Below are 14,257 nucleotides of genomic sequence, written 5' to 3'. Positions count from 1 at the left end.
GCTAAATCTTACCCAAGAATTTGAGCCATTTCAACTTGAAGTTCAGAAGCTTTTGAAGCTGCAGCTTTAGCAAAATCGGTCTCTTTAGAGGCATAAATAATACCACGTGATGAATTGATAAGTAAGCCTACGGAGTCATTCATACCATATTTACAAACATCTTGCAAATTTCCTCCTTGAGCACCAACTCCAGGAACCAAAAGAAAACTGTCAGGAATTATTTGTCTAATATCAGCCAAAAATTCGGCTTTTGTTGCTCCCACAACATACATTAAATTTTGAGCATTGTTCCAAGTTTTTGACGTTTCCAAAACCTGCTTATAAAGTTCTTTACCCTCAGCGTTTTTTGTTTGAAAATCAAAAGCACCTTGATTGGATGTTAAGGCAAGTAAAATGGTGTGTTTATCCTTAAAAGTCAAAAACGGCTCAACAGAATCTTTCCCCATATAAGGCGCCACGGTAACAGAATCGAACGCTAAATCTTCAAAAAAAGCTTTAGCATACATGGTACTTGTATTACCTATATCACCACGTTTAGCATCGGCTATAGTGAACAGCTCTGGATAATTTTTATTAATATAGTTTATAGTTTTTTCTAAGGCGCTCCACCCTTTTAACCCATAAGCTTCATAAAAGGCCGTATTAGGTTTATAAGCTACACATAAGTGATGTGTAGCGTCAACAATAGCTTTGTTAAATTCAAAAATAGGATCTTCTTCCTTTAAGAGGTGTTCAGGAATTTTATTTAAATCTACATCTAATCCAATACATAGAAAGGATTTCTTTTTTTTAATCTCTTGAACGAGTTGGCTTGTTGTCACTTATATCAGGTTAAATTTCATCACTACTAGCCTTTAACTTTTCAGTATTTTCAGCTAGCTGTAATTCATCAATTATTTTTTGAATATCTCCGTTTACAATGTTTTGCAAATCATAGAGAGTTAAGCCTATTCTATGGTCTGTTACACGACCTTGTGGATAGTTATAGGTTCTAATTTTTGCACTTCTGTCACCTGAAGACACCATACTACCACGTTTTGCAGCATCTTCTTCTTGCTTTTTAGCGAGTTCTAAATCGTATAATCTTGAGCGTAACACTTTAAAGGCTTTCTCTTTATTTTTATGCTGTGACTTTTGATCTTGACATTGCGCAACCAACCCTGTTGGGATGTGCGTTAAACGCACCGCAGAATAAGTAGTATTTACCGACTGTCCGCCTGGTCCTGAGGAACAGAAATAATCAATTCTTACCTCTTTAGGATCAATCTCTACATCAAACTCTTCGGCTTCTGGAAAAACCATCACGGTAGCAGCACTTGTATGAACACGACCTTGTGTTTCTGTTTGTGGCACACGTTGTACACGATGTACCCCAGCTTCAAACTTTAAGGTTCCATAAACGTCTTCCCCAGAAACTTCAAATTGAATTTCTTTAAAACCGCCATTAGTACCTTCACTAAAATCTACCGTATCAACACGCCACCCTTTACTTTCACAATACTTAGTGTACATTCTAAATAAATCGCCAGCAAAAATACTTGCTTCATCACCTCCAGTACCTGCACGTAATTCAACCACCGCATTCTTAGCATCTTCAGGATCTTTAGGTATAAGTAGCACTTTTATTTCTTCCTCTAATTTAGGTATTCCCTCTTTAGCCTCCTCATATTGCATTTTAGCCATTTCAACCATTTCAGCATCACTACCATCAGATATGATTTCTTCGGCTTCTGCCAAATTATTGGTTAACTCTATATATTGCTCACGTTTATCCATAAGAATACGTAAGTCTTTATACTCTCTATTTAGCTCAACATAACGCTTTTGATCGGAAATAATATCAGGTTGAATGATTAAATCACTCACCTCATCAAAACGTTGCTTTACAATTTGTAATTTCTCTAACATCTGCCTTTTTTAATTGGGAACCAAAAATACGATAATTTATGATTTTTTTGTAGTTTCTCTCTACCCTAATATGTAAAAGAAACATAATTTAAAAGATAAAATCTTATATTAGTCTTAGATGCAAAAGTTTCTAGCCATATTTATTTTTTACAAATCTTTTATTCTCTGGTCCATTGGTATAAATGTGTTTCTTCCATTTGCTAAAACACCTATTTTAATTATCCTTTTTATAAAACTAATATTGATGACATTCGTATGCTATGTATTTAATCAAGTAGAAGGAAAGAAGCAACTTATCTTTTATGAAAATCTTGGTCTCTCGCCTCTAAAATTGTTTTTGTCCATATTCTTAATTGACACCATATTATCAACACCCTTTTTAATAATTTTTAATGCATTTTCATGACACTAGAAATAGACAATATTGAATTATACTTTAAAGAAAAAAGTATTCTGAATGGTATCTATATAAAAGGTGAAACTGGAAAAATAACGGGTATTTTAGGTAGTAACGGCTGTGGAAAAAGCTGTTTGATGAATATTATTTTTGGAAGTTTAAAACCCAAGTATAAACTTGTTAGAATAAATAACAAACCCATTGTAAAAGCATTATACAAAACAAATCTTGTTAGTTACCTTCCACAACATCATTTCATACCAAAGACCTACAAACTAAGTACGGTATTTAATTTATTTAATGTGAATTGGTACGATTTCATTGCTTATTTTAAGGATTTCAAGGAACGAAAAAACACTAGATTTAATCATTTATCTGGGGGAGAGCAACGTTTAGTAGAAATCTTCATCGTATTAAAAAGTGATAGAAGAATAATACTATTGGACGAACCCTTTTCTCATTTATCACCCTTATACGTTGAAACCATAAAAGCTATAATTCAAGTTGAAAAACATAGAAAAGCAATTATAATTACAGATCATATGTATGAACATATTATTGCTATTTCTGAAAACATTTACCTTTTAAAAAATGGGCATAGTAAATTGGTTACCGACTTAAAACTCCTTGAAACATATCAATACTTAAGTCATAGTTCGTTAAGTAACATAGTAAAAAAGGAAGTCTAAAAAGACTTCCTTTTTTCACAAATGGGTTTACCTTAAGATTAACCACATTTTGAAGATCCACAATCTTTGCAGGTTAAGCATCCTTCTTGATAAATTAAATTTTCAGATTTACAATTATCACATTGTTGTCCTTTAGCCTTTGTACCATCAGCTACATAGCGCTTTAAAGCACGACCTACCCCATTCTTCCAAGTATTAATAGATGCGCTATCTAACTGTAAACTATTAATTAAATCAACAATTTTATCAATAGGCATACCATGACGCAACGTACTTGAAATAAGCTTAGCATAGTTCCAAAACTCTGGATTAAACTTATGAGACAAGCCTTCAATGGTTGTTTTGTATCCTCTAGTATTTTTGTATTGAAAATCATAACGCGTATTGCCTTCTTCATCTTTATTCTTGATGATGAGTCCTTCCGTAACCCACCTAGGAATTAAAATACCATCTTCATCATCAGCTAAACCAGTAAACACCTCATAAGGCTGGTCATCAATTAACCCTATAAAAGCAATCCATTTTTCTTTATTGTTTTGAAAACGCACCACATCAGCCTCCAGCACTTGCGGACGTTTTGTTGGAAATGCTGTTAATGTAGTATCATTTTGTTCTTCCTTCTTTTCTTCATTTGATATTAATACTCCAGAACGCGATCCGTCTCTATAAACAGTAACCCCTTTACAACCTACTTCCCAAGCTTTTAAATACAATTCACCTACCAAATCTTCAGACACATCACTAGGTAAATTAATAGTCACACTAATAGAATGATCTACCCATTTTTGAATAGCGCCTTGCATGCTCACTTTACTCAACCAATCAACATCATTTGAAGTTGCTCCATAATAAGGTGATTTTTTTATAAGGTCATTAATTTCATCTTGCGAATAATTCTTATCTGTATCTATACCTTTTACCTCCATCCATTGTTTAAAACGATGATGAAATACTACATATTCCTCCCAAGAATCTCCAACTTCGTCCACAAAATCTACTCGAACCTCTTTATCATTTGGATTTACCTTTCGTCTTCTTTTATATACAGGCATAAAAACAGGCTCAATACCCGAAGTAGTTTGTGTCATTAAACTTGTAGTTCCTGTTGGTGCAATGGTTAGCAATGCTATATTACGTCGTCCATACTCTAACATTTCATAGTACAACTTACTATCTGCTTCTTTCAGTCTTAGAATAAATGGATTATTCTTTTCACGTTCAGCATCAAAAATAGCGAATGCCCCACGTTCTTTTGCCAAGTGTACCGAAGCTCGATACGCTTCAATAGCAATTGTTTTATGTACTTCAAGAGAAAAGGCATTACCCGCTTCACTACCATATTGAATCCCTAAAGCAGCCAACATATCACCTTCGGCTGTGATGCCTACACCTGTTCTTCGGCCTTCTTCAGCCTTTTTTCTAATATTTAACCATAAATTACGTTCTGTAGCTTTTACTTCATCTAATTCAGGGTCAGCATCAATCTTTTTCATAATATTATCAATTTTCTGTAATTCTAAATCAATAATATCATCCATAATACGTTGTGCTGCAGCTACATGCTCTCTGAAAAGCTCAAAATTAAACGTCGCTTTAGAAGTAAATGGATTTTCTACATAGGAAAATAAATTAATAGCTAGTAACCTACATGAATCATAAGGGCATAAGGGAATTTCACCACATGGATTTGTTGAAACTGTTTTATACCCCAAATCGGCATAACAATCTGGAACCGACTCATTAATAATAGTATCCCAAAATAAAATACCAGGTTCAGCAGATTTCCATGCATTGTGCACAATTTTTTTCCAAATACTGTTGGCATCAACCAATTTTGACACTTTAGGATGCTCACTAAAAATAGGATACTTTTGGGTATAATCTGTTCCATTTTTTACAGCTTTCATAAAGGCATCATCTATCCTCACCGATACATTAGCACCAGTAACCTTTCCTTGTTCTAATTTGGCATCAATAAAATCTTCAGAATCTGGATGATTTATAGATACTGATAACATTAAAGCCCCTCGTCTTCCATCTTGAGCAACCTCTCTAGTTGAATTAGAATAACGTTCCATAAAAGGTACAATACCTGTAGAGGTTAACGCCGAATTCTTTACGGCAGACCCTTTTGGTCTGATATGGGATAAATCATGCCCCACACCACCACGACGTTTCATAAGTTGTACTTGCTCTTGATCTATTTTCATGATGCCACCATAGGAATCAGACTCACCATTATTACCTATAACAAAACAATTAGACAAAGACGCTATTTGAAACGGATTACCAATACCAGCCATTGGGCTTCCTTGAGGAACGATATACTTGAAGTTTTTAATTAAATTATAAACATCATCTTCAGACATTGGGTTGGCATATTTTGCCTCAACCGAAGCAATTTCTTTAGCAATACGTCTATGCATATCATCTGGAGATATTTCATAAATATTCCCATCAGAATCTTTAAGCGCATATTTATTTAGCCAAACACGGGCCGCTAAATCGTCATTATTAAAGTATTTTAAAGAGGCTTCAAAAGCTTCTTCTTGTGTGTAAACTTTTTGATTACTTTCAGTGAGTTTTGTCTTCATTGATGATTTCTAGGTTTTAGCAGATTAGATTAATTAACTATAAAGGAAGTACAAATGTACAATTAAAAATATGACAAAAATCATAAAGTTCACCACAAAAACAACCTAAAACACTGCTATACAATAAGTTAAAAATTTATCAACAAGAAAAAGTTAACAAATAATTCTAAGAAAACTTGAATATTAATTATTAAAAATCAAAAGCCACACCAATACCAAGAAACTGTTTCCACTGTAATTTAGCGCCTCTTTCATCAAATTCGCCTGGATTTTCCTCTGAAGGAACTTTTGTTTTTACATCATCATCATAACGCATATGAGACCCTAAAGTAGCCCTCATAAAACTATTTACTTTAAACGCAAAATCTAAACGCCAATCTAGGTCTATATTTCCAAATTTATTAAGATAATCAGAATACAAACTAATTTGATGTTTTACATTAATGTTTTGAGCCAGATCCATTTCATAAGCATTGGTTAACAACACCCCAAATTCTTTTCTAAATCGCTCACCTGGCGTTATCAGATTTCCCTCATCATCATAAACAGCAGGAGTTACCCCAAAAGACCCCGAATTAGCCAAATTTTCATCTAACACAAATGTGCCTTTTAAGGTAAGTGGTGAAAAATAGAACGACAACTCTTGAATATCCTTACCATACTCTATTCCTCCCCCAAAAAACACATAACCAGGTGCCATAAATTTAGAGATAGGATTTTCAGTATTTGGGTATTTATACCCATTTGTAAATTGGGTTCTAAAATTCATTCGAGCCATGTAGTACCAATTAGACTTTGAATCTGATCGATACCCAATATTAGAATTCAATTCTATTAAATCATCTGTTTTTCTTGTTTCTCTATCCTGTTGTGCATTGATACCATACCGCATATGAATATCATTGTTCCAAACATAAAACTTATCCTTGTAATTTAGCATAGACTTGCCATCTACAAGCCCAGAGATAGAATTGGTACCCCCAGCATTCCAGTTTACAAATGAAGATTGATTTAAATCTAAAGAAGCCTTGTTAACTTGTTTCCACTGCGGCCCTTCATATACCTTCTCCTTTTCCCTTAAAAACAACCAATTAGGTTGTGTATAAGCATTATTAAATACCATGCAAACCACAAGAAAAAGGAGTATTCTCATATACAAAAACAAAAGGTTAATTTAACAAAGTACATTTGTTATCAAAAATTATTCCATTTCAACAAAAATGCAAATATTAATATGTAAACTCACCGTATTCTGATTTTATTGTAAGCTTTTTAGTTTTTGAAGCTTCAACTCTTCCTATAATTTTAGCATCAACATTAAACGATTTAGAAATCTCTATTATATTTTCAGCCACATCAGGAGAAACGTACAATTCCATTCGGTGTCCACAATTAAACACTTGATACATTTCTTTCCAATCTGTTTTTGATTGCTCTTGAATCAATTTGAATAAAGGTGGAATTGAGAACATATTATCTTTCACAATATGAAACTGATCAACAAAATGAAGAATTTTAGTTTGAGCACCACCTGAGCAGTGCACCATACCATGAATGTTAGCTCTGTTATATTTCGATAAAATCTTTTTTATGATAGGTGCATAGGTTCTTGTTGGTGATAACACCAGTTTACCTGCGTCAATTGGCGCATTTGCCACAGCATCTGTTAATCGTACCCCACCCGAATACACCAAGTCTTCAGGAACAGAAGCATCAAAACTTTCAGGATATTTTTCAGCTAAATACTTACTAAACACATCATGCCTAGCAGAAGTTAAACCATTACTCCCCATACCGCCGTTATAGTCTTTCTCATAACTTGCTTGACCAAAACTTTCTAAGCCCACAATTACATCTCCAGCTTGAATATTTGCATTATCTATAACATCGCTTCGCTTCATTCTAGCGGTCACTGTAGAATCCACAATAATGGTTCTAACCAAATCACCAACATCAGCAGTTTCACCCCCGGTAGAATAAATGGTAACGCCAAACAATTTCAAATCTTTTAAAAGCTCTTCTGTACCATTAATGATAGCAGAAATAACCTCTCCTGGAATTACATTCTTGTTTCTACCAATAGTTGAAGACAACATAATATTATCTGTAGCACCAACACATAACAAATCATCAATATTCATGATTAAGGCGTCTTGCGCAATACCCTTCCACACTGAAAGATCACCTGTTTCTTTCCAGTACATGTAAGCCAATGATGATTTTGTTCCAGCCCCATCTGCATGCATAATTAAGCAATAATCCTCATCATCTGTAAGATAGTCGGGCACTATTTTACAAAACGCTTTAGGAAATAAGCCTTTATCAATATTTTTTATTGCATTGTGCACATCTTCTTTTGATGCCGAAACACCACGTTGGGCATACCTTTTTGAAACTTCTTGACTCATAATGTTATATTGTGGTGCAAATTTACTTTTTTGAATTAAAAAATCCTGCCTTTTTCAAGCAGGATTTTATAAGTTATAAACTATCTTGTAAATAATAACTCTCTATACTTTGTTAAGGGCCAAATTTCATCATCAACAAGCAATTCTAATTTATCGCAATGATATCTAATATCATCAAAAAGTGACTTTACATGGTTACAATAATACTCTGCCTTCTTTTCTATGTTATCCATTTGATTGGCATGTTTTCTGGCTTCAATCATTTTAGTCACATTAGCATTAATACCTTCAATATGACTTGATATTTGCTCAATTAAATTAATTTGTTCTTTAGAAACCGTTTTGTAGTTATTTTCAAAAATCTCTTTCAAGCCTCTTACATTTTCAATCAGAATATTTTGATACTTTACAGCCGTTGGCACTATATGATTTCTTGCCACATCAGCCAAGACGCGACTCTCAATTTGAATATGCAAAATATAAGCTTCAATTTCAATTTCATAACGCGCTTTAGTTTCAATAGCACTCATTACCCCCATTTCTTCAAACAAAGCTATTGAAGCCTTAGATATTCTAGCTTTTAAAGCCTCAGGAGTGGTTTTATTGTTACTTAACCCTCTTTTTTTCGCTTCAGCTTCCCAGGCAGCATCATAGCCATTACCTTCAAAAAGAATAGGCTTTGTTGACTTTATATATTCTCTTAGCACATTAAATACCGCTTCATCTTTCTTTAAATCTTTCTTATCTATTAACGTATCAACTTCTTTCTTAAAATCTTTCAACTGCTTTGCCACAATGGTATTTAACACTGTCATGGGATTTCCGCAATTTGCCATTGATCCTACTGCCCTAAACTCAAATTTATTTCCCGTAAATGCAAAAGGTGACGTTCTATTCCTATCTGTATTATCTAAAAGTACGTCTGGAATTTTACCCACCACATTTAACTTGAGTTCTGTTTTCTCTTTAGGCGACAATTTCCCTTTAGTCACCCCTTCTAACTCCTCTAAAACTCGCGTTAATTGCTCTCCTATAAACACAGAAATTATTGCCGGCGGCGCTTCGTTGGCTCCTAATCTATGATCATTACTAGCAGACGCAATAGCAGCTCTTAACAATGCTTCATGTTCGTGTACCGCCTTTATAGTATTAATAAAAAATGTAAGAAATTGAAGGCTACTCATTGGTGTTTTTCCTGGAGCTAGAAGATTTACACCCGTATCTGTAGACAGCGACCAGTTATTGTGTTTTCCCGAGCCATTCACTCCTGCAAATGGTTTTTCATGAAGCAGTACCTTAAAATTATGTTTTGAAGCCACCCGCCCCATAATATCCATTAATAAAGCATTATGATCTACAGCCAGATTGGCCTCTTCAAAAATAGGAGCCAATTCAAATTGATTAGGAGCCACTTCATTATGTCTTGTCTTCAATGGAATCCCTAAAAGCATACATTCGGTTTCCAACTCTTTCATGAAATTTAATGCTCTTTTAGGAATCGATCCAAAATAATGATCATCGAGTTGCTGTCCTTTGGCTGACGAATGTCCTAATAAAGTTCGTCCCGTTAACATAATATCGGGGCGGCTAGTTGCTAACCGCTTGTCTATCAAAAAATATTCCTGCTCCCACCCCAAAGAGGAAACAACTTTTTTAACATTCTTATCAAAATATTTACAAACCGCTGTAGCCGCATCATCAACAGCGTGTAACGCTCTTAAAAGCGGTGTTTTATAATCTAAAGCCTCTCCGGTATAAGCCACAAAGATGGTAGGTATGCACAGCGTAGTATCATAAATAAAAGCTGGCGAAGTAGGATCCCACGCTGTATAACCTCTAGCCTCGAAGGTATTCCGAATACCTCCACTTGGAAAACTAGACGCATCAGGCTCTTGCTGTACCAATTGCGAGCCTCCAAACTTTTCAATAGAATTGCCTTCTCCAACCGTTTCAAAGAACGCATCATGCTTCTCGGCCGTAGCACCTGTTAAGGGTTGAAACCAATGTGTGTAGTGGGTCACACCTTTAGATAGAGCCCAATCTTTCATTGAAGAAGCGACTTGATCTGCAATGGCTCTGTCTATTTTTTTACCATACCGAACGGCATCCATCACCCCTAAAAAGGCATCTTTGGTTAAATATTGACGCATTGTGTTTTCATTAAACACATTTTTTCCAAACAAAACTGATCGGCGCTCATGTTCCTCAAAAACGACTGGTTTTGAATCAAGAGACTTTTTAATAGCATGTAATCTTAATGTAGCCATTCTTTAAAAATGAATTGAAAATGAATTGAAAAGCAAAAATAATCAGCTTCATCAAATAAGCCTTACAACTCAAAAATTTATTGTTAACATTTTTTCAGTTTTTAAATAAAAAAACCAATTATTTTTTAATTATACCCAAAAAAAATAGGGTATAAATAAAAATAAGTTTGATGTTTAGGAAAACACCCCCTAAATATATAGAGTATTTATATAAAAATTTATATTTGTGTCATTATTATCAATATTACAATCATAAAATATTTATTATGGCAAAAATTAAATTAGAATACATTTGGTTAGATGGGTATTTCCCAACTCAGAATATGAGAAGTAAAACCAAAGTAGAGGAGCATGAAAACTTCCAAGGAACATTAGAAGAAATTGGAAATTGGTCTTTTGACGGATCTTCAACAAGACAAGCTGAAGGAGGTTCTTCTGACTGTTTATTAGTTCCTGTTGCTATTTACCCTGACCCAGAGCGTGTTAATGGTTATTTAGTAATGACTGAAGTTATGAATGCAGATGGAACGCCTCACGTTTCTAACGGTAGAGCTACCATTGATGATGAGGATGATGATTTCTGGTTTGGTTTTGAGCAAGAATATTTTATCATGGATACTGCAACACAACTACCTTTAGGATTCCCTGTTGGTGGTTATCCAGCTCCTCAAGGTATGTATTACTGTTCAGTAGGTGGAAAAAACACACACGGTAGAGATTTAGTTGAAGAGCATGCTGATTTATGTATTGCTGCTGGATTAAATTTTGAAGGAATCAACCAAGAGGTTGCTTGTGGACAATGGGAATTCCAATTATTTGCTAAAGGTGCTAAAAAAGCTGGTGACGAAATTTGGGTTGCTAGATATTTATTAGACCGTTTAACAGAAAAATACGGATACTACATTGATTACCACCCAAAACCATTAGGTAAAGATATGGACTGGAATGGTTCTGGCATGCATGCCAACTTCTCTAACAATACTTTAAGAACTTGTGGTTCTAAAGAGATTTATGAAAAAATATGTGAAGCTTTCCGTCCTGTAGTTGATGAGCACATTGCTGTTTACGGTGAGTTTAACGACCAACGTTTAACAGGGTTACACGAAACCGCTGCTATTACTGATTTCTCTTATGGAGTTTCTGACCGTGGTGCATCAATTCGTATTCCTATTATCACTGTTGAAAAAGGGTACAAAGGATGGCTTGAAGATAGAAGACCAGCTTCAAACGGTGACCCTTATAAAATTGCGGCTAGAATTATTAAAACGGTTAAATCTGCAAACGTTTAATATATAACGCTAGTTTTGTTCATAATAAAAAACTCACATTTAACAATGTGAGTTTTTTATTTATTTACTTTTACCAATTAATTCTACTTTCATATTTACGAAGTAAATAATAAAAACATAAAAACGCCGTAACCTATTACTAACACAAAACCTTTCCACCTGCTTATTTGCATGCTTTTAGGCAAGAATATAAGCGGCAATAAAAGAGCTGCATAAGCAAGCATCCAAACAACATCCACAGTTAATATAGAAGTCTCTGTTACAGGAATCGGTTTTACTAAAGCTGTTAAACCTAAAACTGAACCGATATTAAAAATATTAGAGCCTATCAAATTTCCCAAAGAAATGGCTTTCTCTTTTCTAGCGGCCGCTATTACCGAAGCTGCCATTTCTGGCACACTGGTTCCTATAGCAATGAGAGAAACCCCTATTACAGATTCACTTACACCCAATGAACGCGCAATAGTTTTTGCCCCATCAACTAACCACTCACTACCAAAGTAAAGTGCCGTTGCCCCAATGAGCATCCATAAAATTATTTTAAAGTTAGACACTATAGCTAAAGCCTCATCTACTTCTTCAACAACCACTTCCTTTTTTGCACTTTTCATCAAAACGATTAAAAAAACGAGCAAACCCGCAAATAAAATACCTCCTTCAATGGTTGATAGTTTATTATCATTCTTCAAAAAATAATAGAGTAACATGGAAAACAACATCATTGCTGGCCAGTTCAACCTATAGAAAGATCTATCAACAGTAATGAATCCAATCATAGCCGTAACCCCTAAAACTAAACCTATATTGGCGATATTAGATCCTACTACATTATTAATCGCTATAGCTGGAGAACCTGTTAGAGCAGCTTGTAAACTCACTAAAAGCTCTGGAGCAGACGTTGCAAAAGAAACAACCGTCATACCTATAACCATCTTCGAAACGTTGAACTTAAAAGAAAGGGCTACTGAAGACCTTACCAAATACTCACCGCCAACAACTAATAAAATAAAACCTAATACAACCCAAAGTATACTCATAAACTTTTTTTTGCGAATATAACTGAAAGTAAAACGTTATAATCAACTTGAATTGACATTTTACTTAAAGACTACTTATACTTCAACCTATTAATCATCAAGCAACCTCCCATCCTTATAATCAGATTTTGTTTTAGCTTGAATGCACTTAAACTTATAGCTCAGGTTTACTATGATTACTTCTTTGGTTTATATGAAAAGTGTTGTCCGCCAATAGAAGCTTCATACATTAAACCGCCTAATGTATGTGTAAAAACAGCAACGCCATTTTGATAGGCGACATCAACAGAAGCTCCTGCCGTTATAGCCACCGCTGAAGCTTGCGCATCAAATTTTAACTTACCACTTGTAAAACGGTCAAAAGCTTCTTTGTTTTCAAAGAATATAACTTCACTGTATTGCTGACCTCCGGCTTGCAAGCCAAAAGATGCTTGCTTTAATTTTGAAATCCCCACAGGTTCATGACTAAGATAAACCATTCCAGAACCTGCTGCCCCGCCAATACCTAACCCGGCTTTTGTTACCTTTGGAAATACAACATATCCATAAGCTTTTTCCTTAAATGTATTTAATTTAGGACTATTGCTTATCATTTCAGACAATGCATTATTTGCATCATTTTCTAATTCTGGTTTCCAACCACCAACTTGAGAGATAGCAGAACCCACAAATGTGAACACAAACACCAAAATAAGTAATTGACTACCTTTTAAGACTTTAAATTCCATACCCTAAAAAATTATATTTAACAACCTTGTTTTTGCCAACAAGTTACTTATTTCTAACAAAAACAAAAACATTAAAATAAAGCATTTTTATATTAATAATAACGGAGCAAAACTCAATACATTTAACGGTAATAATTCTGTTCCAAAAAAACGAAATGTAAGAAAACCATGATTTTAATAGCAAAATCCTCCTTGGTTTATAAAAAGCAGGCATAAAACCCTCTTGAATTATTTCAAAAAACAATTAAAAAACAAAAATAAGTTTCAATTAAAAACAAATTCAAAGATACAATATAAAATATCGAAACGTAATTTGTTTTTTCACTTACACATTAGTATTCAATTTCATCAATTTTTATCAAAACGTTTGGAGATAATATACTCTAAAATATATATTGAAAACTCATTGAGCAAACAACATCTATTTATTAACCCTTAAAACCAAAACTAATGATCATACTTGCCAAACTTTTAGTTGAATTTATACTCTTTATACTTTCAATTATTTAATCAGAAGAATGTAAAACTTAGTCTAGAATAAGTTTTACTATTTTTGTTCTATGAAAAAGCAAGTTTTTAACGTTTTGGCTAAAATTAATAAAGCTATTTTACCCAGCTATTCTAAAAAAAAGTTGGATCTTTCAAAGGCTACTAAATTTCAATTAGCAATTATTGGTTGGCGTTGGTATGTGACTAGAAATGCCCTAGACTAAAATACTTCTTTAAAAAAGTTTTTAGAATTATTATATCCACTTATGCCACGTGTGCTTTAGAGCAAAAAACTACTCTTCTATCGCTATATTTTAATAGGCTGTTCTTAAAGCCCAAACAAATTTGGTAAATACATAGAAATTTCAGGGATATAGGTTATTAAAAGGAGTACCAATACCATGATTAGCAAAAATGGCAGTAATGGTTTTACCACTTGAGAAACCGATAT

11 protein-coding genes are annotated in these 14,257 nt (G+C 34.0%); 3 read left to right on the top strand and 8 right to left on the bottom strand.

Features of this window, described 5'->3' with window-relative positions:
* Window positions 1-8 precede the first annotated feature (8 nt).
* Both pyrF and prfA read right to left on the bottom strand, forming a co-directional pair.
* Window positions 9-821 carry an orotidine-5'-phosphate decarboxylase gene (gene pyrF, locus FGF67_RS12745; RefSeq protein ID WP_139698143.1) on the bottom strand — a complete coding sequence of 271 codons (813 nt, stop codon included), beginning with the start codon at window positions 819-821 and terminating at the stop codon, window positions 9-11.
* A gap of 10 nt (window positions 822-831) precedes the next feature.
* Complete coding sequence (gene prfA, locus FGF67_RS12740) at window positions 832-1,908, bottom strand: peptide chain release factor 1 (protein ID WP_139698142.1); 1,077 nt, start codon at window positions 1,906-1,908, stop codon at window positions 832-834.
* 402 nt (window positions 1,909-2,310) lie between these two features.
* On the opposite strand from prfA, the gene FGF67_RS12735 reads away from it, so the two are divergent.
* On the top strand, window positions 2,311-2,994 hold the full coding sequence (locus FGF67_RS12735; protein ID WP_139698141.1) for an ATP-binding cassette domain-containing protein: 684 nt from the start codon (window positions 2,311-2,313) through the stop codon (window positions 2,992-2,994).
* A gap of 38 nt (window positions 2,995-3,032) precedes the next feature.
* On the opposite strand, the gene FGF67_RS12730 is transcribed toward FGF67_RS12735, so the two are convergent.
* From FGF67_RS12730 to FGF67_RS12715, 4 genes are all read right to left on the bottom strand, one after another.
* The gene (locus FGF67_RS12730; protein ID WP_139698140.1) at window positions 3,033-5,588 is read right to left on the bottom strand and encodes an adenosylcobalamin-dependent ribonucleoside-diphosphate reductase; all 2,556 of its coding nucleotides are present in this window, start codon (window positions 5,586-5,588) and stop codon (window positions 3,033-3,035) included.
* Window positions 5,589-5,778: 190 nt separating this feature from the next.
* On the bottom strand, window positions 5,779-6,741 hold the full coding sequence (locus tag FGF67_RS12725) for a DUF3078 domain-containing protein (protein ID WP_139698139.1): 963 nt from the start codon (window positions 6,739-6,741) through the stop codon (window positions 5,779-5,781).
* Between the two features lie 76 nt (window positions 6,742-6,817).
* Window positions 6,818-7,996: an AIR synthase related protein gene (locus tag FGF67_RS12720; protein WP_139698138.1), complete on the bottom strand. Its 1,179-nt coding sequence runs from the start codon at window positions 7,994-7,996 to the stop codon at window positions 6,818-6,820.
* An 80-nt stretch (window positions 7,997-8,076) separates the two neighbouring features.
* Complete coding sequence (locus FGF67_RS12715; RefSeq protein ID WP_139698137.1) at window positions 8,077-10,263, bottom strand: glutamine synthetase III family protein; 2,187 nt, start codon at window positions 10,261-10,263, stop codon at window positions 8,077-8,079.
* Window positions 10,264-10,529: 266 nt separating this feature from the next.
* Here FGF67_RS12715 and FGF67_RS12710 point away from each other — a divergent pair, with 266 nt between their 5' ends.
* Entirely contained in the window at window positions 10,530-11,552 is a 1,023-nt protein-coding gene (locus FGF67_RS12710; protein WP_139698136.1) for a glutamine synthetase beta-grasp domain-containing protein, read from the top strand.
* 95 nt (window positions 11,553-11,647) lie between these two features.
* Here the strand turns inward: FGF67_RS12710 and FGF67_RS12705 are convergent, their stop codons facing one another.
* Both FGF67_RS12705 and FGF67_RS12700 read right to left on the bottom strand, forming a co-directional pair.
* Window positions 11,648-12,589 (bottom strand): calcium/sodium antiporter, encoded by a 942-nt coding sequence (locus tag FGF67_RS12705; RefSeq protein WP_139698135.1) that lies wholly within the window; start codon window positions 12,587-12,589, stop codon window positions 11,648-11,650.
* 176 nt (window positions 12,590-12,765) lie between these two features.
* Entirely contained in the window at window positions 12,766-13,317 is a 552-nt protein-coding gene (locus FGF67_RS12700) for a lipid-binding SYLF domain-containing protein (RefSeq protein WP_139698134.1), read from the bottom strand.
* A gap of 560 nt (window positions 13,318-13,877) precedes the next feature.
* Here FGF67_RS12700 and FGF67_RS12695 point away from each other — a divergent pair.
* Window positions 13,878-14,030 carry an SsrA-binding protein gene (locus tag FGF67_RS12695; RefSeq protein ID WP_139698133.1) on the top strand — a complete coding sequence of 51 codons (153 nt, stop codon included), beginning with the start codon at window positions 13,878-13,880 and terminating at the stop codon, window positions 14,028-14,030.
* Window positions 14,031-14,257: the final 227 nt, after the last annotated feature.

It is taken from the genome of Allotamlana fucoidanivorans, from assembly GCF_006265225.1.
Taxonomy (GTDB): Bacteria; Bacteroidota; Bacteroidia; order Flavobacteriales; family Flavobacteriaceae; genus Allotamlana; species Allotamlana fucoidanivorans.
Note: the sequence above shows the minus strand (reverse complement) of the source record. Positions and strands in the feature narration are given on the sequence as shown.